Origin of the sequence: Georgenia sunbinii (assembly GCF_036421875.1) — a bacterium.
Taxonomy (GTDB): Bacteria; Actinomycetota; Actinomycetes; order Actinomycetales; family Actinomycetaceae; genus Georgenia_B; species Georgenia_B sunbinii.
Genome location: NZ_JAZGOL010000002.1, coordinates 465976 through 488304 on the forward strand (window position 1 = coordinate 465976; position 22329 = coordinate 488304).

Genomic DNA, 22329 nt, shown 5'->3' on the forward strand with positions numbered 1-22329 from the left:
GTCCGGAGACAGTTCGGCACGGTAGGGGTTCGGCAACATGGCAACAGGCACCGTTAAGTGGTTCAACGGCGAAAAGGGCTTCGGCTTCATCGCTCCCGACGGCGGAGGGGCGGACGTCTTCGTCCACTACTCCGCGATCGAGTCGAGCGGATACCGTTCGCTGGATGAGGACCAGAAGGTCGAGTTCGACACCACCCAGGGCCCGAAGGGCCCGCAGGCGGAGAACGTCCGCCCGCTCTGACCGCAGGTAGACCACGGTCTACCCGCAGTACGACGGTGATGTGACAGCCCGGCGATCCCCCAGGGGGTCGCCGGGCTTCGTCGTTCCCGGGAGCGTCAGCCGGCTGGCTGGTAGGCCACCATCCAGGTCGGGATCAGGCGGTACATCCGGATGTCTTCGCCCCAGGTGAGCGGCGAGGAGCCGTAGTGGGCGGTCCAGTGCTCGATGGTGGGCCCGAACCAGTGGTCGCCCGGCTGGAGCCGTTCGGCGGTGCCGTGGCTGAAGACCGCGAACGACTCACCATCGACGTGCGCCACGCTCACTGCCGGACGGCGCTCGAGGTGGCGAGCCTTGGCGGCGGCGCCGCTCGTGCCGAACGTCCAGCTGCCGTGCAGGAAGTGACCGTCCACCGCACTGATCCTGGGCTCGCCGCGCGCGGTCACGGTCGCCAGCGAGAGCACCTTCATCCCGGTGAGGCGCCGGACCACCACCGTGGCTGTCGGGGCCGTGGCGCCGTCGATGATCTCGCGCAGGTGGCTGGTGCCGCGGCGGCGCGAGGCGGTGAGCAGCTCGTCGAGCGCGGCCAGCTCCGCGGGCGTCTCGTCCATCCCGGGATCCTCTCTCAGTCCTGCTGGTACCGCTCGACGAAGTTGCGCAGCACCCGGTGCGACTCACTGACGTCGATCGCCCCGACCCGCGTGAGTACCGCGTCGAGCTCGTCGGGCGCGAAGTAGCCGGCGTGCTGGTAGGTCTCGCAGCGGGTGGTCAGCGCGGCGAGGTCCATCTCCGGGTGGAACTGGGTGACGTAGGCGTGCCGGCCCAGGCGATACATCTGCACCGGGCAGCTCCTCGAGGTGGCGAGGAGCGTCGCGCCCGGCGGCAGCACCGTGCAGGCCTCCTTGTGCCCGACGTAGGCGTGGAACGTCGGGGGCAGGCCGGCGAGCAGCGGGTCGTCGGCGCCGTCGGGGGTGATCGTCACCTCGACGCCGCCGGTCTCCTCGGCGTAGGTGCCGTCGACGACGCCGCCGGCGTGCCGGCCCACCACTCCGACGCCGTAGCAGAGGCCGAGGAACGGGACCTCCGCCTGCAGGACGTCGGCGAGCAGGCCGTCCAGCTCGGCCTCGATGCGCAGCTGGTCGTCACTCTTGTGCGCCCGCGGCGTGGAGGCCGTGAACGGGCTGCCACCGAGGATGACGCCGGAGTAGTCGGCGAGCGCCAGCGGGGTGAACTCCGCCGATTCCATCCGGACCCGGTGAAGGGCCGTCGAGGGGAGCCCGGCGAGCCGAAGTATCGAGGCGTACTCGTCGTCGGCGGCGATGTCCTCGCTGCGGGACGCGAGCAGCACGAACGGTTTCACCTGGTGATTCTCCTCGACGCGCGGACTGCCGACAGCGCCCCTACTGTAGTTGAGAGCGCGCCGGACAACGGCGCCACCTCGACGAAGGGAGACCGACCATGGGACTCGGCGACAAGATCAAGAACGCTGCTGAAGAGGCCAAGGGCAAGGCCAAGGAGGTCGTCGGCGACAAGACCGACAACAAGGACCTCGAGGCCGAGGGACACGTCGACCAGACCAAGGCCAACACGAAGCAGGCCGGTGAGCACGTGAAGGACGCGGGCAGTGACGTCAAGGACACCTTCCGCTGACGCACCCGCTCTCGTGACGCCCCGCAGGACGAGCCTGCGGGGCGTTGCTGCGCCCGGATCGCGGTCTCGTCGTGCAAGATCGTCCCCGGTGGCCACACAGACATGGTGGTGAGGCCCGCCCGAGTCAGGTCGGCGGCCGGTGACGAGAGGGACGCGTGCGCGACGAGGCGTGGTTCGACGAGCACTACCGGGCCCACTCCGTCGCCGTGTACCGCTACTTCGTCCGGCGGGCGCCGGGGGCCGACGCCGAGGACCTCGCCGCCGACGTCTTCGCCACCGCGTGGCGCCGCCGTGACGACGTCCCCGCCGAGGCGGTGCTGCCGTGGCTCTACCGCACGGCCGGCTTCGTGCTGGCCAACTACCGCCGCAAGCAGGTGCCGGTGCCGGTCGAGACGTTGCCGGACGTGACCGACGACGATGATCCCGCCCTCGCGGCTGTCGCCGACGACGACGTCCGGCGAGCGTTGCGCGGGCTGTCCGACCGCGACCGGACGATCCTCATGCTCCACGCCTGGGAGGGCCTGGTGGGGGAGTCGCTGGCCGCTGCCCTGGAGATCTCCCGCGGCGGCGCCGACGCCGCACTGTCCCGCGCCCGGTCACGCCTCGCCGCCCTCTGGCAGTCCTGACCCCCACCGCCGACAGCAGACTTGTCGCCGACAGCGGGATTGTCCGCGAGAGCAGACTTGTCCCCGAGAGCAGTCTTGTCGCCGACAGCGGGATTGTCCGCGAGAGCAGACTTGTCCCCGACAGCAGACTTATCGCCGACAGCGGGATTGTCCGCGAGAGCAGACTTGTCCCCGAGAGCAGACTTGTCCCCGACAGCAGACTTGTCGCCGACAGCGGGATTGTCCGCGCCGCAATGGCCGGTGGCTCAGCCCAGCCGCGCCAGCGCAAACTCGACGAGCTCGACCATGTCCGGCTGCGGGTCGGGCAGCTCCCGGGCCGGCCACCAGGCGACATCGAGCGACTCCACAGAGACCGCCGGGACGGCGCCGGCAGGTGCGACCGCGACGAAGCGCACGTCGAGGTGGCTCACCCCGCCGCGCGGGTCGCAGAACGGCACCGCGTGCTCGCTCAGCTGGACCGGCTGTGGATCGAGCACCAGCCCCGGCAGCCCGGACTCCTCGACCGCCTCGCGGAGCGCCGCGCCACCGATGCTGGTGTCCTGCGGCTCGCAGTGGCCGCCGAGCTGGAACCATTGGCGCGCCTTGCGGTGCAGCGTGAGCAGCACCTGGCTGCGGTCCGCCGAGACCACGAGGGTGCTGGCGGTGAGGTGGTCGGGGTAGCACCCGCGGGTCATGCCGTCCGGGCGCTGGAGGAGGTGCGCGACGTACCGGTCGCGGGCGGCGGCCTGCCGGGGTGTCGGCGGCTGCCACGCGGTCAGCAGCGCCAGCGTGGCGGCGTGGAGGGTGGTGTCGGTGGGCACCGCACCAGGGTGCCACTGCCATGGACAGCGCGGCGGATCCGCTCACGGTGGCGGGCCCGGTGCAAGGTCGGGCCGGACCGGGACACAGGAGGAGTAGGGACCAGGGACCGATCAGCTGGAGGCAGTGATGTCCGACGACGAGCGCAGCGACGACACCCGCGCGGACGAGGCCGTCGAGCGGCTGCGGGCGAGCGACCCCGCCGGTTCCGCCGAGCCCGACGCCGGACGGCTCGAGCAGCTGACCACGGAGCGGCGCGGTGACGAGCTCGCCGCCGGCCGCGACCGGCAGCCTCGACGGTGGGCCTCGGTGGCGGCGGTCGCGGCCGGCGCGCTGGTCGTCGGGGGGACCGGCTTCGGTATCGGTGCCGTCACCGCGGGGTCCGACGAGGACGACAGGGACGTCGTTGCCACCGCGGGCTACGAGGGTGCGGACTCCACCGGCCCGGGGGTGGCGCAGCCGGAGCCGTTCGCCGCGGACAACGAGGCGACGCGCTCGATGGCCTCCCCGATGATGCTCTCGATGGGGGCGGACCGGATGACCTTCACCGCCGTCGGGCTGTCCGACGACACCGGCACCGCCGGGGCGTGGGCCTTCGACGGCCCGGCCGCCTACAGGGCCGAGACGGCGGCGCGGGCCGCCGAGCTGCTCGGTGTGCCCGGCGAGCCGGCGGACCGCCACGGCAGCTGGCGCGTGGGCGAGGACGACGGCTCCGGGCCGAGCCTGGAGGTCGGCTCCGACGGTGCGGTCTCGATGCACTACACGGACCCCGACCTCTACCCGCTGATGGATGTCGGCCCGGTCGAGCCGATGCCGCTGCCCGCCCCGGAGGGGGCGGCGTCCAACGGCGCCCGCGGGACGGCCGAGGCGCCCGACGCGCCGGTCGACGACGGCGACGACGCCGCGGGTGCCGGCGCCGCTGACTCGCCGACAACGGTCGCTCCTGACATCGACGACGACACCGCGACGTCGGACGCGGACGCTCTCGCTGGCGTCGAGCCGGGCAGCCCCGGCATGGTGGCGCCGGCCGAGCCGGAGCCGGAGCCGGTGGCGCCAGCCGACCTGGCGGACGAGGCCGCGGTCCTCCATGGCGTGCTGGCCGAGCTCGGCGTCGACGCGGACAGCGCCGAGTACGTCTCCCGGCCGTTCGGCACCGGCGGGGACATAGTGTCGGTCAGCGCCTACCAGCTGCTCGACGGCCGGCGCACCGGGTACGAGTGGGACGCTGCGATCGTCGATGACCGGATCTACACCTTCAGCGGACCGCTGGCACCGCTCGCGGACCTCGGCGAGTACGACGTCGTCAGCCCCGTCGAGGCCGTCCAGCGGCTCGGTGACCCGAGGTTCGGCGGCGCCCCGGTGTGGACCGACGGGATGGAGATCATGCCGCACGTCGAGGAGCCGTCTGGTTGGACCTGGGGGGACCCGCCCGGGGCGCCCCCGGCCGCCGGCGCCGCGCTCCCGTGGGCGGTGACCGACGTCGACATCGTCGCGGCCCACCCGGCCCTCATCCAGCAGTCCACCGACACCGGCAGCATCCTGCTGCTGCCGGCCTACGAGCTGAGCGACGCCAACGGCCGCACCTGGAGCGTGCTCGCCGTGGCCGACCACGAGCTGGCGTTCTAGGGCGTCACACCGAAGTCGTCCCCGGGCGGGTGGAGGGCCCGCCCGGGGACGACGCCCGGCTCACGTCCGCGGCACTGCTCAGTAGACGTAGTCCTCGCCGCTGGCGCGGACCGTGATGTCGCTGATCGACACGCCCCACGGCTGGTTGATGACGTAGACGACGTTCTGGGCGAGCTGCTCGGGGGTGACCGCCCAGTACGCGATGTTGTCCGGGTCGAGCTGCTCCGCGGGCATCTCGCCGGCGTAGTACTTCTCGCTGTTGGCGGCGAACTCGGCCCCGCGGTGGGCCACCAGTCCGGCGGGCGCCTGCTCGTTGACGATGGCACTGGCGAGGTTGGTCCCCGGGATGCCGGTCGGCTTGACGGTGGTGACCTTGATCTTGCCCTTGGCCTCGGCCCGCAGCGAGTCGGAGATGACCTTCACCGCGGCCTTGGTGGCGCTGTAGACGCCGGAGCCCGGGATGCCGTAGTTACCGTAGATCGACGAGATGTTGACGACCTGGCCCTGGCCCTGCTCGATCATCTGGTCGTAGACGGCGGTGATGCCGTTGACGACGCCCTTGATGTTGATGTCGATCGACTTGTCCCAGGCCTGCCACGCGTCCTTGTGGTCCGCGAAGTAGGCAAGCGGCATGATGCCCGCGTTGTTGAGCATGACGTCGATGCGACCGAACTTCTCGACGGCGAACGCGGCGGCGGCGTCCATCTGGGCCTTGTCGGTGACGTCGGCGACCTGATACTCGGCGCTCTGCCCCTTGGCGCGGATCTCGTCGACGACGGCGCGCAGGCTCTCCTCGTTGACGTCGGTGCCGACGACCTTGGCGCCGAGCTCCGCCGTCATCTGTGCGACGAGCTTGCCGAAGCCGCTCCCGGCGCCGGTGATGACGATGACCTTGTCGGCAACATGGTTGGACATGGATTATCACTCCTCAGTGTTCATGCGTTCGTATGTTCTATACGAGACAACACGGTTGAGGCGCAGGTATTCCACAGGTGCCGACGAACGCGGCCGCGGCTAGTCCTCCGGCTGGTCGGCCACGAGGTCGGCGTAGTCGGGATGCCGCTCGATCCAGGCCGCCATGAAGCTGCACTGCGGCCGTGCCCGCAGGCCCTCGGCACGGACGGCATCGAGGGCGGTCCGCGCGAGGGCTGAACCGACGCCACGGTCCTCGGCCGCCGGCTCGACGACGGTGTGCGTGAGGACGACGACGTCCCCGCGGCGCTCGTACTCCGCCACCCCGGCGAGCTCGTCGCCCAGGTGCGCCTCGTACCGGTCTCTGGCAGGAACGTGGTCCACGCGTGGCTCTGTCATCTGCCCAGCCAAGCACAGGATGACGTCCGCGGCGCCGGGAGAGAACACCCGGGTGGGACGGCACGCACCTCGCTACGATGGGAAGGACGCCGCGCAGCGACAGCCGCGGGGCCGAGAGTTGGAGGCGAAGATGCCGACGTTCGTGTACCGGTTCAGCGAGGGTGACAGGGACCAGAAGGACCTGCTCGGTGGCAAGGGGGCGAACCTGGCGGAGATGAGCCGGCTGGGTCTTCCGGTGCCGCCCGGTTTCACCATCACGACCGACGCCTGCCGCGCCTACCTACGAGACGGCCGTGTGCCGCCGGAGCTGCGTGTCGAGGTGACACTGGCGCTGCGGGAGATCGAGGACGCGCTCGGCCGCGGGCTGGGGGACTTCCACGACCCGCTGCTCGTCTCCGTCCGGTCCGGCGCGAAGTTCTCGATGCCGGGGATGATGGACACCGTCCTCAACGTCGGCCTGAACGACGCCTCGGTGCAGGGGCTGACCGAGTTCTCCGGCGACGCGCGCTTCGCGTGGGACTCCTACCGGCGGCTCATCCAGATGTTCGGCAAGACCGTCCTGGACGTCGACGGCGACCTCTTCACCGTGGCCTTCGACGCGCTCAAGGCCGAGCGGGGCGTGCGTGACGATGTCGACCTCACCGCCGAGGACCTGCGCGGCCTGGTCGGGACCTTCAAGCAGATCGTGCGCGACGAGTCCGGCCGTGAGTTCCCCCAGCACCCGCGCGAGCAGCTTGACCTGGCGATCGAGGCGGTGTTCCGCTCGTGGAACACCGAGCGGGCGATCCTCTATCGGCGTCAGGAGGGCATCTCCGGCGCGCTCGGCACCGCGGTCAACGTGCAGACCATGGTGTTCGGCAACCTGGGGCCGACCTCGGGCACCGGGGTGTGCTTCACCCGGGACCCGTCCACCGGCCACTCCGGGGTCTACGGGGACTACCTGGCCAACGCCCAGGGCGAGGACGTCGTCGCTGGGATCCGCGACACCATGCCGCTCGCGGAGCTCGAGCAGCTCGACCCGACGTCCTACGCCGAGCTGCGGCAGGCGATGCGCCGGCTGGAGACCCACTACCGCGACCTGTGCGACATCGAGTTCACCATCGAGCACGGCAAGCTGTGGCTGCTGCAGACCCGGGTGGGCAAGCGGACCGCCGGGGCGGCGTTCCGGGTGGCGACCCAGCTCGTGGACGAGCACCTCATCACGATGGACGAGGCGATCGGCCGGGTCAGCGGCGCTCAGCTGGCCAAGCTGCTCTTCCCGCAGTTCGACGCCGGTGCCACCACGGAGCTGCTCACCACCGCGATGGCCGCGTCCCCGGGGGCGGCGGTCGGCGAGATCGTCTTCGACAACGCCCAGGCCGTCGAGCGCAGCGAGGCCGGCGCGGACGTCATCCTCGTGCGCCGGGAGACCAACCCCGACGACCTCCAGGGCATGATGGCCGCCGTCGGCATCCTCACCTGCCGGGGCGGCAAGACCTCCCACGCGGCCGTCGTCGCCCGCGGGATGGGGACTTGCGCCGTCGTCGGGGCGGGCGAGCTCGACGTCGACGTCGTGGCCCGGGAGGTCCGGGTGGGCGGACGGACGCTGCGGGCGGGCGACGTCATCGCGCTCGACGGCTCGAGCGGCGAGGTGTTCCTCGGTGACGTGCCGGTCGTCGACTCAGCGGTGATGACGTACATCGCCCGTGGGCTCGACGCGGGTGTCGCCGCGGCGCCGGACGAGCAGACCCGCGAGCTGGTCGAGGCGGTCCACCGCATCCTCAGCCACGCCGACGACGTCCGCCGGCTGCGGGTGCGGGCCAACGCCGACACCGTCGAGGACGCCCGCAACGCCCGGGACCGCGGCGCCGAGGGGATCGGGCTGTGCCGCACCGAGCACATGTTCCTCGGTGAGCGCCGCGAGCTCATCGAGCGGGTCGTCCTCGCCGCCGACGACGCCGAGCGAGACGCCGCACTGAGCTCGCTGCTGCCGCTGCAGCGGGCGGACTTTCTCGACCTGCTCCGTGCGATGGACGGCCTGCCGACGACGATCCGGCTCATCGACCCGCCGCTGCACGAGTTCCTGCCCGATCTCACCGAGCTGTCGGTGGAGGTGGCACTGGCGCAGGAGCGCGGCACGGTCGACGAGCACCGGCAGCGACTGCTCGCGGCGGTGCGGCGGATGCACGAGGTCAACCCGATGCTTGGGCTGCGCGGGGTGCGCCTCGGCCTGGTGGTGCCAGGCCTGTTCGCCCTGCAGGTACGAGCGATCGCCCAGGCCACCGCGCAGCTGCGCGCCGAGGGCGGCGATCCGCGGCCGGAGATCATGGTGCCGCTCGTCGGTTCGGTGCGTGAGCTGCACCTGGTCCGCCGGGAGGCGGAAGGCATCCTCGCTGAGGAGGCCGAGACCACCGGGGTGGCCCTTGACCTGCCGATCGGCTGCATGATCGAGCTGCCCCGCGCGGCGCTCACCGCCGACCGGATCGCCGAGGAAGCGGACTTCTTCTCCTTCGGCACCAACGACCTCACCCAGACGACGTGGGGCTTCTCCCGTGACGACGTCGAGGGCACGTTCTTCCGGCAGTACTTCGCCAACGGCGTGCTTCGCATCTCCCCGTTCGAGACCCTCGACCGCGAGGGCGTCGCCGCGCTCGTCCGGATCGGGGTCGACGGCGGGCGGTCGGCCAAGCCGCACCTGCACATCGGGGTGTGCGGCGAGCACGGCGGCGACCCGGAGTCGATCCAGATCTTCCACGAGGCCGGCCTGGACTACGTCTCATGCTCGCCCTACCGGGTGCCGGTCGCGCGGCTGGAGGCCGGTCGGGCGGCGGTGGCGGCGGGGCAGGACACGACGGCGTAGCGGGCGACGACCCGTCACCGGCGCACCGGAGCGGCTATCGTGCCGAGAACGTCTTGCGACGGCCCGAGGGCTCGCTGACCGCAGCCCGTCACGGCCCAGGACGAGCACCGTCCCAGTGTCAACGAGGAGAACACCAATGGCCAGGACCATCATCACCGGCGTCGACGGCAGCGAGTCCGCCGCCCGGGCGGCGCACCGCGCAGCCGAGCTCGCCGACGCCCTCGGCGCCGAGCTCCATGTGCTCTCCGCCTACGGCAAGCTCGAGGTCGAGAAGATCGACACCGGTGCCGAGCAGTTCATCATCGACTCCATGACCGACGCCGAGCGCGTCGCCAGGCGCGTCGTCGATGACCTGCAGGGCGCCTTCCCCGGCCTCGCCGTCACCGCGTCGCCCGCCGAGGGCAAGCCGGGTGACGCTCTGCTCGAGGCCGCGGACCGTCTGGGCGCGGAGCTGATCGTCGTGGGCAACAAGCGGGTGCAGGGGATCGGCCGGGTGCTCGGCAGCGTCGCCCGCGACGTGACCACTCGCGCGACCTGCGACGTGTACGTGGCCCACACGCATCAGCGCTGAGGGCGCCGCGCGGCCCCGGGCCGCAGGACGAGTGACGAGGAGACCACGATGACGAGTCCCGCGATGATCACCCACCACGTGCGGGTCCACCCGAGCAGCGAGGCGCTGCCCCGAGACGAGCAGCTCGCCTGGAAGATCGCGAAGGTCGCCGCCGACCCGGTCGAGGTGCCCGACGCCGTCGTCGACATGGTGGTCAACCGGGTCATCGACAACGCGGCGGTGGCGGCGGCCTCCCTCACCCGCGGGCCGGCGGTCGCCTCCCGGGCGCAGGCGCGAGCTCACCCGTACTCGCCCGGCGCCACGGTCTTCGGCCTCGAGCAGGCCGAGCGGGTGAGCCCGGAGTGGGCGGCGTGGGCCAACGGCGTCGCGGTGCGCGAGCTCGACTTCCACGACACCTTCCTTGCTGCGGACTACTCCCACCCGGCCGACAACATCCCGCCGGTGCTCGCCGTCACCCAACACCTCGCGGCCCGCCGAGGGCTGAGCGGCCGCGACGTCGTGCGGGCGCTGGCCACCGCGTACGAGGTCCAGGTCGACCTCGTGCGCGCCATCAGCCTGCACCAGCACAAGATCGACCACGTCGCGCACCTCGGCCCGTCGGCGGCGGCGGGGATCGGCACGCTGCTGGGGCTCGACGTCGAGACGATCTTCCAGGCGATCGGGCAGGCGCTGCACACCACGACGGCGACCCGGCAGTCCCGCAAGGGCGAGATCTCCACCTGGAAGGCCCACGCCCCGGCGTTCGCCGGGAAGGTCGCCGTCGAGGCGGTCGACCGGGCGATGCGCGGCCAGACCTCCCCGGTGCCGATCTACGAGGGGGAGGACGGCGTCATCGCCTGGCTGCTCGACGGCCCCGACGCCGGCTACGACGTCCCGCTGCCCGCCCCCGGGGCCCCGAAGCTGGCGATCCTCGACACCTACACCAAGGAGCACTCCGCGGAATACCAGTCGCAGGCGCTCATCGACCTCGCCCGCCGGCTGCACCGCGAGCACCCCGAGCTGCGCGACCCGCGCGCGGTGGCGCAGATCGTCATCCACACCTCGCACCACACGCACTACGTCATCGGCTCCGGCGCGAACGACCCGCAGAAGTACGAGCCGACCGCCTCGCGCGAGACGCTCGACCACTCCATCCCGTACATCTTCGCGGTCGCGCTGCAGGACGGGTCCTGGCACCACGTCGACTCCTACGCGCCGGAGCGGGCTGCCCGGCCAGGCACGGTCGAGCTCTGGCGCAAGATCAGCACCGCCGAGGACCCGGAATGGACCCGGCGTTACCACGCCACCGACCCGGCGGAGAAGGCGTTCGGCGGTCGGGTGGAGATCACGCTGACCGACGGGTCGCGCATCGTCGAGGAGATCGCGGTCGCCGACGCGCACCCGCTGGGCGCCCGGCCGTTCGGCCGTGAGCAGTACGTCGCCAAGTTCCGCACCCTCGCCGACGGCGTGCTCGAGCCGGCGGAGATCGAGCGCTTCCTCGACGTCGCGCAGCGGCTGCCCGAGCTCGACGGCGAGCAGCTCGCCGGCCTCACCGTCACCGCGCCCGCCGCGCTCATCGACTCCGTCACCGCGCCCGAGGGGATCTTCTGATGCTTCACGCCGCCACCCCGGCTCACGCGAAGCGGGCCGCGCTGCGTGACCGGCTCGCCGCTGGCGAGCTGCTGCGCTTCCCGGGCGCGTTCAACCCGTTGTCCGCCCGGCTGATCCAGGACAAGGGGTTCGAGGGTGTCTACATCTCCGGGGCGGTGCTCTCGGCGGACCTCGGGCTGCCCGACATCGGGCTGACCACGCTGACCGAGGTGGCGGGCCGCAGCCAGCAGATCGCCCGGATGACCGACCTGCCTGCCCTCGTCGACGCCGACACCGGCTTCGGCGAGCCGATGAACGTCGCGCGCACGGTGCAGGTGCTCGAGGACGCCGGCGTCGCCGGCCTGCACATCGAGGACCAGGTCAACCCCAAACGGTGCGGGCACCTCGACGGCAAGCAGGTGGTCGACACCTCTACGGCGGTGCAGCGGATCCGTGCCGCCGTCGACGCCCGGCGCGACCCGAACCTGCTGGTGATGGCGCGCACCGACATCCGCGCCATCGACGGCCTCGACGCCGCGACCGCCCGTGCCAAGGCGCTGGTCGACGCCGGCGCGGACGCGATCTTCCCCGAAGCGATGCGGGACCTGACCGAGTTCGAGGCGGTGCGCCGGGCCGTCGACGTGCCGGTCCTGGCCAACATGACCGAGTTCGGCAAGTCCGAGCTGCTGACCAGCGCCCAGCTGGCCGACGTCGGAGTCAACATCGTCATCTACCCCGTCTCGCTGCTGCGGCTGGCGATGGGGGCCGCAGAGCGTGGCCTGGACACGCTGCTCGCCGAGGGCACCCTGGCACCGGTGGTCGACCAGATGCAGCACCGGGCCCGGCTGTACGAGCTGCTCGACTACGAGGGGTACAACGCGTTCGACGCCGAGATTTTCACCTACCGCCCGTGACTACCGGCCGGTCCCGAACATCTCGGCGAACTCGGCGGTGAACAGGTCGGCGCCCTTGATCCGGCTCGTCTCCACCGGTCCGAGCAGTCGGCGACCGCCGTCGGGCGTGCCGACCTGCGACGCGCCACCGTTGGGGCCCAGCGGCAGGACGATCTGCTCCAGCGGCGGGACGTAGCTCGCGCTCGGCTCACGGCCGGCGGCCAGGTCGCGGATGTTCTGCACGACGACGGCGGCGTGCGCGCGGGCGGCCGACGCCCGCTTGGGCTCGGGGACGTCGGTGATGTCCCCGACGGCGAAGATGCGGTCGTATCCAACGACGCTCAGCTGGGCCGTCACCGGCAGCAGGCCGTCGTGGTGGAGCACGGCGGCGAGCTCCCGGTCGAGGTACTCCGTCATCGGGCGGGCGCCGTAGCACCGGAACCACATCTGCGCCGTCACGTGGTCCCCGGCCGCGGTGGCCACGGTGAAATCTTGGTACCGACCGACGTCGAACGGCGGGAGGTAACCCAGCGGGCTCCCCGTGACGAGCCGCACCCCGCGGGCGGTAAGTTGCTCACGCACGCTCGCCCGGACCTCGGGAAGGTAGTCGCCGGCCATGAGGATGTCCGGCTCCTGCTCCACGATCGTCACGCCGAGCCCTGGAAAGGCGCTGGTCAGCTCGCCGGCGAGCTCGACGCCCACCGGTCCGCCGCCGACGAGCAGCACGTTCTCGCAACGGGCGAGCTCGGCGCGCATCCGTTCCAGCCGAGCGGTCGCCACGGCAGTGTGGTTCTCGAGGAACTTCGCCGGAAATGGGTAACCGGTGCCGGTGGCCAGCACGAGGACGTCGGCCGTGATCTCCTCCGTCGCCGAGAGGCGCACCCGGCCCGGGGAGACGAGGCGCGCCCAGTCGTGGACGACCCGGCCGTGCTCGAGGAGCGACTCGTACGGGTAGAAGACCCGCTGCTGCCACGCCGGGTCGACGACAGCCCGCAGCGTCGCAGAGGCGTGCACGAACGCATCCTTGGGCTCGACGAGGACGACGTCGACCTCGCCGTCGAGCTCCTTGGCGACGGCGGTCCCGCCGTACCCGCCACCGACGACGACGACACGCATCTGGCTCCCCTTCCGCTACGGGCGACTCATCCGATTATCACCATCGTGGCCGAGAAAAATCGGACAGTGTGGTGAAGGCCGCAGTTTCTGCGCTGCATATTCGCGGTGCCCGACAGGTCGTATGTCTACGAACAATTAGATACGATCGGACGGCGCACCACCGCGCCGACGACCGTGGCAAAGGAGACTCAGTGTTGAGGTTCGGGTACAAGGCATCATCGGAGCAGTTCGGTCCGTCGGAGCTGGTCGACTACGTCGTCCTCGCCGAGCAGGCGGGGTTCGAGTCGGCGTTCATCTCCGACCACTTCCAGCCGTGGCGTCATGACGGTGGGCACGCGCCGGCGGCACTGCCGTGGCTCGGCGCGGTCGGCGCGCGCACCGAACGGATCGTGCTGGGCACCTCGGTGCTCACCCCGACGTTCCGCTACCACCCGGCGATGATCGCGCAGGCGTTCGCCACCCTCGGCTGCCTCTTCCCCGGGCGCGTCATCCTCGGCGTCGGCACCGGCGAGTCGCTCAACGAGAGCGCGCTGGGCCTCGAGTGGCCGGCCGGCAAGGAGCGCCTCGCCCGGCTGCGGGAGGCCGTCGCGCTCATCCGCCGGCTGTGGACCGAGGAGCGGGTGGACTTCGAGGGCACGTACTACCGCACCGAGAAGGCCACCATCTACGACCGGCCGGAGCAGCAGGTGCCGATCTACATCGGCGCCTCCGGCCCGATCGCCACCCGCTATGTCGGCAGCGAGGCGGACGGCTTCATCACCACGTCCGGCAAGGCCCCGGAGCTGTACACCGACAAGCTGTTGCCGGCGCTGCGCGAGGGCACCGAGCGGGCGGGACGTACGGTGGCCGACCTCGACCTCATGATGGAGGTCAAGGTGTCGTTCGACCCGGACCGGCAGCGGGCGCTGGAAGATTGCCGGCACTGGGCGGCGCTGGCGCTCTCGCCCGAGGAGAAGGTCGGTGTCGAGGACCCCATCGAGATGCAGCGGTTGTCCGACGCACTGCCGCTGGAGCGTGCCGCCTCGCGGTGGATCGTCTCGGACGACCCCGACGAGCACGTCGAGAAGATCCGCACCTACATCGACCTCGGCTTCAAGCACCTCGTCTTCCACGCCCCCGGGCCTGACCAGGCGCGCTTCATCGAGCTCTACGGCGAAGAGGTGCTGCCTCGGCTGCGTCGCCTCACCGCGGACCGGTGACCGCCACGGCGGCAGACCTGCTGCGGCTGGACGACGAGCTCAGCACCGCCGAGCTGGCGGTGCGTGCAGCGGTCCGGGAGTTCGTGGACCGGCGGATCCGGCCGAACATCGCCCGCTGGTACGAGGACGCCCGCTTCCCGCGCGAGCTCGTACCGGAGATGGCATCGCTCGGGCTCCTCGGGATGCACCTGGAGGGCCACGGCTGCGCCGGCCGGTCCGCCGTCGAGTACGGCCTGGCGATGCAGGAGCTCGAGGCCGGGGACTCCGGGATCCGGACCTTCGTCTCCGTCCAGGGATCGCTGGCGATGACGGCGATCGCCACCTGGGGGTCGGCCGAGCAGAAGCAGCGGTGGCTGCCGGGCATGGCCGCCGGTGAGCTCATCGGCTGCTTCGGGCTGACCGAGCCCGGGGCCGGCTCCGACCCGTCCCGGATGGCGACCACGGCCACCGTCGACGGCGACTCCTGGGTGCTCCGCGGCGCCAAGCGCTGGATCGGGCTGGCGTCGATCGCGGACGTCGCGGTCATCTGGGCGAGGGCGACGGGCGCCGACGGCGTCACCAGCGTGCGCGGCTTCCTCGTCCCGACCGGCACCCCGGGCTTCACCGCGACGGTGATCGAGCCCAAGCTCTCGATGCGCGCCTCGGTGCAGTGCGACATCGAGCTCGTCGACGTCCGCCTGCCGCTGGACGCGGTGCTGCCGCTGAGCGAGGGCCTGCGCGCGCCCTTCAGCTGCCTCAACGAGGCCCGCTACGGCATCGTCTGGGGCGTGCTCGGTGCCGCCCGCGACAGCTTCGACGCCGCGCTGGCCTATGCGCAGCAGCGGGTCCAGTTCGACAAGCCGCTGGCAGCGTTCCAGCTCACCCAGGACAAGCTGGTGCGGATGGCGCTGGGGATCGCCCAGGGCCAGTTGCTCGCGCTGCGCCTGGGGCGGCTCAAGGACGCCGGCACCCTCGAGCACCACATGATCTCGGTGGGCAAGCTCAACAACTGCCGGGTGGCGATCGACGTCGCACGGGAGGCCCGCACCATCCTCGGCGGCAACGGCATCACGCTCGACCACTCACCGCTGCGCCACGCCGCCAACCTGGAGTCGGTGCGCACCTACGAGGGCACCGACGAGGTCCACACCCTTGTCCTCGGCCAGCGCATCACCGGCCACGCCGCCTTCCGCTGACCCAGCGCCCGGGCCGCGTGGACGCCCGCGCGCCCGCCCCACCCGCACGTGCCTCCCCATGCGCGCGCCTCCCCCCTCCCGCGCGCCCCGCGCCCCGCGCGCCGCGCGCCGCGCCCGCGCGCCGCGCGCCCTGCGCCCCGCGCGTGAGGATCGGGGGTTGGGATCATGGATCGGGGGGTCCACCGCGGCCGGCTGAGCCGAACCCCCGGTCCACCGGCGGCCCGGGGGCGCGGGTGGTGTCTCAGCCGGTGTGGACCTGGGCCAGCAGCTCGTCGGGGCTGATCCCCAGTTCGGCGGCGGCCGCGTCGCGGGACGCGGCGCTCTGGCGGCCGTAGAGCTCGAACGGGTCGTTGAGCTCGCGCCCGATGGCACCGGACATCCAGTCGGCGTCGCGGGCCACGCCCTCTTGGCTGACGTCCTTGGCGCCGTCGTCGGTGAGGTTGGACTGGAAGATGCCCGCCGCCGAGCGCGGCAGGAAGTCCTCGTAGACGATCGGCTCGGGCACCGCGGTGCCGCCGGCGACGGCGTAGGTGAAGTAGCCCAGGCCGCGCGCGGCGAGCTCCGCCTCGGTGGTCGGGAAGTCGCGGCGCCACACCTCGCGGTTGATCTCCTGGCGCGCCGCGGCGTCCAGGCCTGCCGAGCGCTCGTCCACCTCGGCCACCGCCCGGTCGTAGATGGCGCGCCCCTCGCGGGTGAGCGCGATGCCGCGCGCCTCGACCTCACCGAACCGCACCCGCAGCGAGGACGTCTCCACCGTGCCGTCGGGCATCCGGAACGCCCGCGGCTCGGCCAGCGCCCGGAAGGACGTCTGGCGCAGCAGCACGTCGGGCCCCTCCCACCGCGGCGGGCCTTGGATGTCGTCGATCATGGTGATGCCGCGGTCCTCCATCCGGGTGTAGAGGTCGTCGATGTCCAGCACCCGGGGGGTGAGGTGGTTGATGTGGGTGCTCGGCACCCCACCGATGTCCGCGGCGACGGCGGACACCGCTTCGAGCTCGTCGTACCAGGCCCGGTCGACCGGCTCGCGGGACAGCTCGAACGCGGCGGTGGCCAGCTGTAGGAACCGTTCGGCGTCCGCGGCGGGCAGCCCGCCGTCGGCCTCGGCCCGCTCGGCGATCGCGATGAGCTCGGGCGGGAAGATCTCGCGGGCGTCGAGGAAGCTCTCCAGCCGTCGCTGGAGGTCGGCGGAGAAGAACCGCCGGTCCGAGGGCGTGAGCATGGAGGTGAAGACCCGGAACGGGTTGCGGGCCAGCTCATCGGCGTCGAGCGGCCGGAACGCGGTCGAGATGACCGGTATGGCGGCGCTGGTGGCTGCCTCGCGCAGGTCGTAGAAGCCCACCGGGAACATCCCCATCGCGCCGAAGATCTTGGCCACCTGGGCCATCTCGCGCGGGGTGCCGAGCCGGATCGCGCCGTGACGCTCGGCGGTGACCCGGTCGATGCTGCCGAGCCGCTCGGCGTCGGTGCCGATCCGGGCCACGACGTCGGCGTTGACCGCGTGGGACACCTCGAGGAGGCTCGTGTAGGCAGGCACCTCCGTGCCGTACATGTCGGAAAGGCTGCGCGCGAACGCAGCGCGGAGCTGCCAGGGGAGGACGTCGGTCATCGGTCGCCTTCTTTCGGTGTGTCGGACGGGTGTGCGGCTAGACGAGGGCGGGGGACAGTGCGCGCCAGGTGGCGGCCTGCCGGGGTGGCGGGGTCTGCTCGCTGCGGCCGTCGACGAGGGGCACCCCATCGACCATGACCGTCGCGATGCCGGGCAGGTCGCCCAGCGCGAAGCACTCGAGCGCGTCGGCGCCGTCGGACCCAGTGATGGGCCCGAGCAGCACGAGGTCCGCCGGGCGGCCGGGGGCCAGCACCCCGACGTCGAGGCCGTGCGCCCGGGCGGTGGAGCCGGTGGCCGCGGCGACGGCGTCGGCGGGGTCCACCCCGCACATCGAGGCAAGCATGCAGATGTTGCGCAGCATGCCGCGGGGGATGACGCCGGTCCCACCAGGGGTGTCGGTCCCCAGCGTGAGTCGGGAGAGTGCGTCGCGGGCGATCAGCTCCTCGGCGACGAGTGCGGTGGCCCGGTAGTTCATCGAGCTGCACACCTCGAGCGCGGTCTCCGGGAGGTGCTCGACGACCTGCCGGATGTCGGCGTCGGGCATCGGGATGGGACCGCCGGAGATGTGCCCGACGATGTCCGGGCCGATCGCGGCGACGATGTCGAAGCCGGCGACCCGGCTGGAGCCCGACCGTGACACCCCGCCGGAATGCATCTTGACCGTGATGCCCCGCTCGCGGCACCACTGCAGGTACTGCACGGCCTCGCCGGAGTCGAGCAGGTTCCAGTCGTAGAAGATGAACTTCGCCTGGGTGACCCCCTCGGCAGCGAGTCGGTCGAAGTGCTCCTCGGTCATCCCCGGGACGAGCAAGATCGTGCCGGCGACGGCCTTGACGCCCGACGGGCGCATCCGGGCGGTGGTGTGCCGCGACACGGTGGCGATCGCCATCACCAGCTCGGGGGTGAGGGCGGTGAAGTCGAGGCCGGGGATGTGCAGCTCGCCCGCCGAGACCATCGACGTCGTGCCGCCGTGGAGGTAGTTGTGGTACCAGCCGATGGCGTTCTGGGCGGGCGTCCACTCACCGAAGGTCGGGTGGACGTGGCCGTCGACGAGCCCGGGGATGGCGGTGAGGCCGCCGGCGTCGAGCACCCGGTCGGGAGAGGTGACGTCGACGCCGATGCCAGCGACCACCCCGTCCTCGATGAGCAGGTTGGTGTCCCGCACCGCCGGCGTGCCGAGCTCGCCGGTCACCAGGGTGCCGATGGATTCGATGAGGATCTTCATGTCTGGTCTCTTCCGTGATCGTTCATGGAGCGGTGCGGCCACATGACCGACCTGTCGGGTACGTGGTCACGCCGATCGGCGCAGGGACCGGCCGAGGGACCAGCCGAACATCACGCCGGCGAGCGCGACCGCGGCGATCGGCGCGACGGGACGCGACCACCGGCGGGTGCCGCCAGCAGGTGCGGCGGGGGTCGCCGGCCGCGCCGGTGCCCCGCCCGGTGCGGCGGTGCGCGACTCGACGAGAGCGCTCATCCGCTTGGCTACCTGCTTGACGATCCGGCCGGAGACCTGCGTGATCAGCCCCGAACCGAACTGGGCGACCTTGCCGCCGAGCTGCATGGTGGTGGCGATGGTGATCGTGGTGCCCACCGGTGAGGGGTCGGCCGAGACGACCATCGTCGCCTCCACGGTGCCCTGACCGGCGGCGTCCTCGGCGCGGATCTGCACCCGCATGCGATGGCTGACGTCGTCACGCTCGACGACGGTGGCGGTCCCACCCATCCCCATGGAGATCGGGCCGACCTTGATCGATACCCGGCCGTGGTAGCTGTCGCCGTCGCGGGACTCGATGACTGCACCGGGCAGGCAGCTGGCGACCTGTTCCATGTCGCCCACGGTCTGCCAGGCCGTCGCCGGCTCGGCCGCCACGTCGAACGTGTTGATGAGTTCCATGCTGCGCCTTCTGATATTCGTACGAACACGAATGAGTCGCGTGTCCGGCGTCTGCTCGACGTCGAGGGGTCCGGTGGAGCGGCGCGCGGCCGATCCGTGTCCGTCAAGGTACCGCAGGTCGCGGAATATGGGAACACCAGCGCGGTGCGTCGGCGGTTCCGTCACTCGGCACGTTGCATCCATCCGGGTGAGATGCCAGGGTGCTGGTTGTACGTGCACCGACAGGTTGCTCGGGCGGCTCGCCTCGGCTACCGTCCGGAGCCGGCCTAACAGACCACAAAGGGGTAGCGACTGTGCTGAGCAAGGGGATCGGGCTCTTTCCGACGGAGCCCATCGACGTCATGCGTTCGTACGTGCAGCTGTGCGAAGAGCTGGACTACGACAGTGTGTGGTTCGGCGACTCGCAGAACATCTGGCGGGAGTCCGGGCTCGCGATGGGCGCGGCCGCCGTCGGTACCGAGAAGATCCACTTCGGCACCGGGGTGACCAACGCATCCACCCGCCACCTGTCGGTGCTCGCCTCGTTCTGGGCGTCGCTGAACGAGTACACCGGCGGCCGGGCGCGGCTGGGCATCGGTACCGGCGACTCGTCGCTGCGCACCATGGGTCTCAAGCCGCAGAAGCTTGCCGAGCTGGAGAAGAGCGTCGCTGACCTCCGCACCCTCTTCCGGGGCGGCGAGGTCGCGGAGGAGACCAGCGGCGCCGCGTTCCGGCTCAGCTGGATGACCGAACCGCAGGAGGTGCCGATCTACATCGCCGCCTCCGCGCCGAAGATCCTCAAGATGTCCGGCCGGATCGCCGACGGCGTCGTCGTCCTCGTCGGGACCGCTCCGGAGTTCATCGAGGCGGCACTGAAGACGATCGAGTCCGGCGCCAAGGAGGCCGGCAAGTCGCTGTCCGACGTGCACATCGTGCTCTGGACGCCGACCGCCATCAACGAGGACAGCACCGAGGCCCGCGACCTCGTGCGCGCCCACGTCTCCCGGGTGGCGATCCGCCCCCTGCCGGCGCCGATCGACCCGTCGCTGCAGGCGGCGGTGGACCGGATCAAGGAGACCTACAACTACTACGAGCACATGGACACCGAGGCGGCCCACGCCGACCTCGTGCCGGACGAGCTCGTCGACCTCTTCGCCCTCGCCGGCACTCCCGACGAGTGCGCCGAGCGACTCCGGGCGATCAAGGGCCTCGGCGTCGACCAGGTCTCCATCGTGCCATTCGTGCGCCCTGGGCAGAGCAAGGAGCCCACGATCCGCACGTTCTCCGAGATCATGGACAGCCTCTGATGGCTGCCGCCGCGGAGTCGAGCTTTCCGCCGCCGGGCAGTGCGGTGGCCGGGGCGCCACCGCCGCTGCGGCGGCAGGCCGCCGTGCCGGCCGTTGACGCCCCGGCCCCGGGACCGCCCGCCAGGCCTGGTGGCGCGGCGGTGGCGGTCGCCCCGGCGCCGCCAAGCGGCCGTGACGAGCGCCTGCCGGCCGCGCTGGCGGCGGCCGGCCTGGTGGGCGCCGCGGTGGGCCTCTGGCTGGAGCGGCGGTGGTGGCGATGACCTCCGACCCGACGATCTCCGAGGCGGTCGCCACCGCCGGGGCCCCCACGCCGCGCGCCGCCTACTCCCAGGCGCTCCGGCGCGGACCGTTTCTCTTCCTCTCCGGGCAGGTGGGGACCGACCCGCGCACCGGGCAGCTGGTGAGCGCGGACGTCGGTGACCAGACCCGCCAGACCCTCGCCAACCTCGAGGCCGTCCTCACCGCTGCGGGCGGGTCGTGGTCCGACGTCGTCTCGATGCGGGTGTACCTCGTCGACCAGGCGGACTACCGGGCGATGAACGCGGTGTACGACGCCGTGGTGGTCGCCCCGTACCCGGCGCGGACGACGATCTACTGCGGCCTCAACCCGGGCAACCGGGTGGAGATTGACGCCGTCGCCATGCGACCCGAGCAGGGACGTTCGACGACCGACCAATAGTTGTTTGGAGGCGTACCATCTTCCTTCGGCGCTCGCTGCCATCCGCGGCCAGCCGTCAACCCGCGTCCGTCGCGGCGAATGCCAGAGTATAGATAGAGGATTCCGGCACCAAGGGCATCCTTGACAAACGCTCGAACATCCCCAAGTCTTCTCCGGAAGTACTTTCGACACATACAGTCTCGGACGCCCATCGACGGGCTGTTCACTGGAGGAAATCGCAATGACGCGCATGTCACGCTTGAAGTCTGTCGCCACCATCGGCGCGCTCGGCGCCCTCGTCGTCTCGCTGGCGGCCTGCTCGGCCGAGGACGCCGGTGCCGAGGAGACCGACACCCTGACCATCTCCGCTACCGGTGTCGACAGCCTGCCGTTCATGGCGATGCTCCAGGCGGGCATCGACAAGGGCTGGTTCGAGGAGGAGGGCGTGGAGGTCTCGCTCTACTCGGCCAGCGGTGGCGGCAACACGCTGCGGGTGGTCACCAGCGGCGACGCCGACATGGCGATCTCGGGCAACACCTCCATCGTGCTGGCCAGCCAGCAGGCGGACTCCAACCTCACGATCATCGCGCCGTGGTTCCAGGTCAACGACTTCTCGTGGATCGCGCCCGCGGGCACTGAGCTCACCGAGGGCTCGGTCCTCGGCTTCAGCTCGGCCGGCTCCTCCACCGAGCTCATCACCAAGAACATCGAGGCCGAGCTCGACGGCATCACGACACAGGCCGTCGGCGGCACCGGTGACAACTGGACCGCCGCCCGTGCCGGCCAGATCACCGCCGGCTGGGCGATGCAGCCGTTCATCGCCGACAAGGTGATGAACGACGGTGCCGAGGTCGTGCTCAACTCGCGCGACATCATCGGCGACATGCCGGCCGACCTGGTGGCCGTCAATGACGACTACGCCGAGACCAACCCGGAGAACCTTCGGGCATTCTTCCGCGCCGTCGAGCGGCTCAACGCGTGGATCGTCAGCGACCCGGGGGGGGGGGCCGCCCACCCGGCACCCCCGCTCCGTGTGTCCCGGCGGCCGCGGCCGCCGACCTGGCACCCCTGCTCAGTGTGTCCGAGGAGGTCATGGTCGAGGCCCTGGCGCAGACCCCGGACCTCGACCAGGCCTACTCCCTCACGGTCGACGCCGACACGCTGGACAACCTCTCCGAGCTCATGGTCACCGCCGGGCAGATCGGAGAGCCGATCGACTGGGCGACGGCGCTCGACCAGCAGTACCTCCCCGAGGGCGCCCAGACCGACCTGTAACGACCACTGAACGATCG

Annotated in this window: 23 protein-coding genes; 14 read left to right on the forward strand and 9 right to left on the reverse strand. The window is 71.4% G+C overall.

Annotated features, from left to right (window positions below; translation table 11 throughout):
- Positions 1 to 37: 37 nt before the first annotated feature.
- Positions 38 to 241 carry a cold-shock protein gene (locus V2J52_RS06545; RefSeq protein ID WP_331226870.1) on the forward strand — a complete coding sequence of 68 codons (204 nt, stop codon included), beginning with the start codon at positions 38 to 40 and terminating at the stop codon, positions 239 to 241.
- 95 nt (positions 242 to 336) lie between these two features.
- Here the strand turns inward: V2J52_RS06545 and V2J52_RS06550 are convergent, their stop codons facing one another.
- Entirely contained in the window at positions 337 to 828 is a 492-nt protein-coding gene (locus tag V2J52_RS06550; RefSeq protein WP_331226871.1) for a pyridoxamine 5'-phosphate oxidase family protein, read from the reverse strand.
- A 14-nt stretch (positions 829 to 842) separates the two neighbouring features.
- A complete protein-coding gene (locus V2J52_RS06555) occupies positions 843 to 1577 on the reverse strand; it encodes a glutamine amidotransferase (RefSeq protein WP_331226872.1) in 735 nt (244 codons plus the stop codon).
- 98 nt (positions 1578 to 1675) lie between these two features.
- Between V2J52_RS06555 and V2J52_RS06560 the strand changes: the two genes are divergently transcribed.
- Complete coding sequence (locus V2J52_RS06560; protein ID WP_331226873.1) at positions 1676 to 1867, forward strand: CsbD family protein; 192 nt, start codon at positions 1676 to 1678, stop codon at positions 1865 to 1867.
- Between the two features lie 155 nt (positions 1868 to 2022).
- Entirely contained in the window at positions 2023 to 2493 is a 471-nt protein-coding gene (locus V2J52_RS06565; RefSeq protein WP_331226874.1) for an RNA polymerase sigma factor, read from the forward strand.
- A 245-nt stretch (positions 2494 to 2738) separates the two neighbouring features.
- Here V2J52_RS06565 and V2J52_RS06570 read toward each other — a convergent pair whose 3' ends face one another.
- Positions 2739 to 3293 carry an NUDIX hydrolase gene (locus V2J52_RS06570; RefSeq protein WP_331226875.1) on the reverse strand — a complete coding sequence of 185 codons (555 nt, stop codon included), beginning with the start codon at positions 3291 to 3293 and terminating at the stop codon, positions 2739 to 2741.
- Between the two features lie 127 nt (positions 3294 to 3420).
- Between V2J52_RS06570 and V2J52_RS06575 the strand changes: the two genes are divergently transcribed.
- Complete coding sequence (locus V2J52_RS06575; protein ID WP_331226876.1) at positions 3421 to 4917, forward strand: hypothetical protein; 1497 nt, start codon at positions 3421 to 3423, stop codon at positions 4915 to 4917.
- A 78-nt stretch (positions 4918 to 4995) separates the two neighbouring features.
- Here V2J52_RS06575 and V2J52_RS06580 read toward each other — a convergent pair whose 3' ends face one another.
- Complete coding sequence (locus V2J52_RS06580; protein WP_331226877.1) at positions 4996 to 5832, reverse strand: SDR family oxidoreductase; 837 nt, start codon at positions 5830 to 5832, stop codon at positions 4996 to 4998.
- A 99-nt stretch (positions 5833 to 5931) separates the two neighbouring features.
- Positions 5932 to 6228: a GNAT family N-acetyltransferase gene (locus V2J52_RS06585; protein ID WP_331226878.1), complete on the reverse strand. Its 297-nt coding sequence runs from the start codon at positions 6226 to 6228 to the stop codon at positions 5932 to 5934.
- Between the two features lie 130 nt (positions 6229 to 6358).
- On the opposite strand from V2J52_RS06585, the gene ppdK reads away from it, so the two are divergent.
- The 4 genes from ppdK (at position 6359) to prpB (ending at position 12121) form a co-directional block, all read left to right on the forward strand.
- The gene (ppdK, locus tag V2J52_RS06590; protein WP_331226879.1) at positions 6359 to 9067 is read left to right on the forward strand and encodes a pyruvate, phosphate dikinase; all 2709 of its coding nucleotides are present in this window, start codon (positions 6359 to 6361) and stop codon (positions 9065 to 9067) included.
- A 136-nt stretch (positions 9068 to 9203) separates the two neighbouring features.
- Positions 9204 to 9638 (forward strand): universal stress protein, encoded by a 435-nt coding sequence (locus V2J52_RS06595; protein ID WP_331226880.1) that lies wholly within the window; start codon positions 9204 to 9206, stop codon positions 9636 to 9638.
- A gap of 63 nt (positions 9639 to 9701) precedes the next feature.
- Positions 9702 to 11228, forward strand: coding sequence for an MmgE/PrpD family protein (locus tag V2J52_RS06600; RefSeq protein WP_331227126.1), 1527 nt, complete (start codon positions 9702 to 9704; stop codon positions 11226 to 11228).
- Positions 11228 to 12121, forward strand: coding sequence for a methylisocitrate lyase (gene prpB / locus V2J52_RS06605; RefSeq protein WP_331226881.1), 894 nt, complete (start codon positions 11228 to 11230; stop codon positions 12119 to 12121). The genes V2J52_RS06600 and prpB overlap by 1 nt, the downstream gene beginning before the upstream one ends.
- Here prpB and V2J52_RS06610 read toward each other — a convergent pair whose 3' ends face one another.
- Positions 12122 to 13216 carry an FAD-dependent oxidoreductase gene (locus V2J52_RS06610; protein WP_331226882.1) on the reverse strand — a complete coding sequence of 365 codons (1095 nt, stop codon included), beginning with the start codon at positions 13214 to 13216 and terminating at the stop codon, positions 12122 to 12124.
- A 191-nt stretch (positions 13217 to 13407) separates the two neighbouring features.
- Here V2J52_RS06610 and fgd point away from each other — a divergent pair, with 191 nt between their 5' ends.
- Together fgd and V2J52_RS06620 are read left to right on the forward strand one after the other, a co-directional pair.
- Entirely contained in the window at positions 13408 to 14415 is a 1008-nt protein-coding gene (gene fgd, locus V2J52_RS06615; protein WP_331226883.1) for a glucose-6-phosphate dehydrogenase (coenzyme-F420), read from the forward strand.
- Complete coding sequence (locus tag V2J52_RS06620; RefSeq protein WP_331226884.1) at positions 14412 to 15590, forward strand: acyl-CoA dehydrogenase family protein; 1179 nt, start codon at positions 14412 to 14414, stop codon at positions 15588 to 15590. Before fgd ends, V2J52_RS06620 begins: the two co-directional genes overlap by 4 nt.
- Before the next feature lie 241 nt (positions 15591 to 15831).
- Here the strand turns inward: V2J52_RS06620 and hglS are convergent, their stop codons facing one another.
- From hglS to V2J52_RS06635, 3 genes are all read right to left on the reverse strand, one after another.
- Entirely contained in the window at positions 15832 to 17196 is a 1365-nt protein-coding gene (hglS, locus tag V2J52_RS06625) for a 2-oxoadipate dioxygenase/decarboxylase (RefSeq protein WP_331226885.1), read from the reverse strand.
- 37 nt (positions 17197 to 17233) lie between these two features.
- Positions 17234 to 18421: an amidohydrolase family protein gene (locus tag V2J52_RS06630; RefSeq protein ID WP_331226886.1), complete on the reverse strand. Its 1188-nt coding sequence runs from the start codon at positions 18419 to 18421 to the stop codon at positions 17234 to 17236.
- Positions 18422 to 18487: 66 nt separating this feature from the next.
- The gene (locus tag V2J52_RS06635) at positions 18488 to 19093 is read right to left on the reverse strand and encodes an SRPBCC family protein (protein ID WP_331226887.1); all 606 of its coding nucleotides are present in this window, start codon (positions 19091 to 19093) and stop codon (positions 18488 to 18490) included.
- 293 nt (positions 19094 to 19386) lie between these two features.
- On the opposite strand from V2J52_RS06635, the gene V2J52_RS06640 reads away from it, so the two are divergent.
- From V2J52_RS06640 to V2J52_RS06655, 4 genes are all read left to right on the forward strand, one after another.
- Entirely contained in the window at positions 19387 to 20379 is a 993-nt protein-coding gene (locus V2J52_RS06640; protein WP_331226888.1) for an LLM class flavin-dependent oxidoreductase, read from the forward strand.
- Positions 20379 to 20639, forward strand: a complete 261-nt coding sequence (locus tag V2J52_RS06645) for a hypothetical protein (protein WP_331226889.1) — start codon at positions 20379 to 20381, stop codon at positions 20637 to 20639. Before V2J52_RS06640 ends, V2J52_RS06645 begins: the two co-directional genes overlap by 1 nt.
- Positions 20636 to 21058, forward strand: a complete 423-nt coding sequence (locus tag V2J52_RS06650) for a RidA family protein (protein ID WP_331226890.1) — start codon at positions 20636 to 20638, stop codon at positions 21056 to 21058. The genes V2J52_RS06645 and V2J52_RS06650 overlap by 4 nt, the downstream gene beginning before the upstream one ends.
- A gap of 220 nt (positions 21059 to 21278) precedes the next feature.
- Positions 21279 to 22322: an ABC transporter substrate-binding protein gene (locus tag V2J52_RS06655; protein WP_331226891.1), complete on the forward strand. Its 1044-nt coding sequence runs from the start codon at positions 21279 to 21281 to the stop codon at positions 22320 to 22322.
- Positions 22323 to 22329: the final 7 nt, after the last annotated feature.

Excerpts from the sequence above, each read along its gene's own strand:
- V2J52_RS06545 (WP_331226870.1), top strand. The coding sequence starts at position 38 with ATGGCAACAGGCACCGTTAAGTGGTTCAACGGCGAAAAGGGCTTCGGC.
- V2J52_RS06550 (WP_331226871.1), bottom strand. The coding sequence starts at position 828 with ATGGACGAGACGCCCGCGGAGCTGGCCGCGCTCGACGAGCTGCTCACC.
- V2J52_RS06560 (WP_331226873.1), top strand. The coding sequence starts at position 1,676 with ATGGGACTCGGCGACAAGATCAAGAACGCTGCTGAAGAGGCCAAGGGC.
- V2J52_RS06575 (WP_331226876.1), top strand. The coding sequence starts at position 3,421 with ATGTCCGACGACGAGCGCAGCGACGACACCCGCGCGGACGAGGCCGTC.
- V2J52_RS06580 (WP_331226877.1), bottom strand. The coding sequence starts at position 5,832 with ATGTCCAACCATGTTGCCGACAAGGTCATCGTCATCACCGGCGCCGGG.
- V2J52_RS06585 (WP_331226878.1), bottom strand. The coding sequence starts at position 6,228 with ATGACAGAGCCACGCGTGGACCACGTTCCTGCCAGAGACCGGTACGAG.
- ppdK (WP_331226879.1), top strand. The coding sequence starts at position 6,359 with ATGCCGACGTTCGTGTACCGGTTCAGCGAGGGTGACAGGGACCAGAAG.
- V2J52_RS06595 (WP_331226880.1), top strand. The coding sequence starts at position 9,204 with ATGGCCAGGACCATCATCACCGGCGTCGACGGCAGCGAGTCCGCCGCC.
- V2J52_RS06600 (WP_331227126.1), top strand. The coding sequence starts at position 9,702 with ATGATCACCCACCACGTGCGGGTCCACCCGAGCAGCGAGGCGCTGCCC.
- prpB (WP_331226881.1), top strand. The coding sequence starts at position 11,228 with ATGCTTCACGCCGCCACCCCGGCTCACGCGAAGCGGGCCGCGCTGCGT.
- V2J52_RS06610 (WP_331226882.1), bottom strand. The coding sequence starts at position 13,216 with ATGCGTGTCGTCGTCGTCGGTGGCGGGTACGGCGGGACCGCCGTCGCC.
- hglS (WP_331226885.1), bottom strand. The coding sequence starts at position 17,196 with ATGACCGACGTCCTCCCCTGGCAGCTCCGCGCTGCGTTCGCGCGCAGC.
- V2J52_RS06630 (WP_331226886.1), bottom strand. The coding sequence starts at position 18,421 with ATGAAGATCCTCATCGAATCCATCGGCACCCTGGTGACCGGCGAGCTC.
- V2J52_RS06635 (WP_331226887.1), bottom strand. The coding sequence starts at position 19,093 with ATGGAACTCATCAACACGTTCGACGTGGCGGCCGAGCCGGCGACGGCC.
- V2J52_RS06645 (WP_331226889.1), top strand. The coding sequence starts at position 20,379 with ATGGCTGCCGCCGCGGAGTCGAGCTTTCCGCCGCCGGGCAGTGCGGTG.
- V2J52_RS06650 (WP_331226890.1), top strand. The coding sequence starts at position 20,636 with ATGACCTCCGACCCGACGATCTCCGAGGCGGTCGCCACCGCCGGGGCC.
- V2J52_RS06655 (WP_331226891.1), top strand. The coding sequence starts at position 21,279 with ATGACGCGCATGTCACGCTTGAAGTCTGTCGCCACCATCGGCGCGCTC.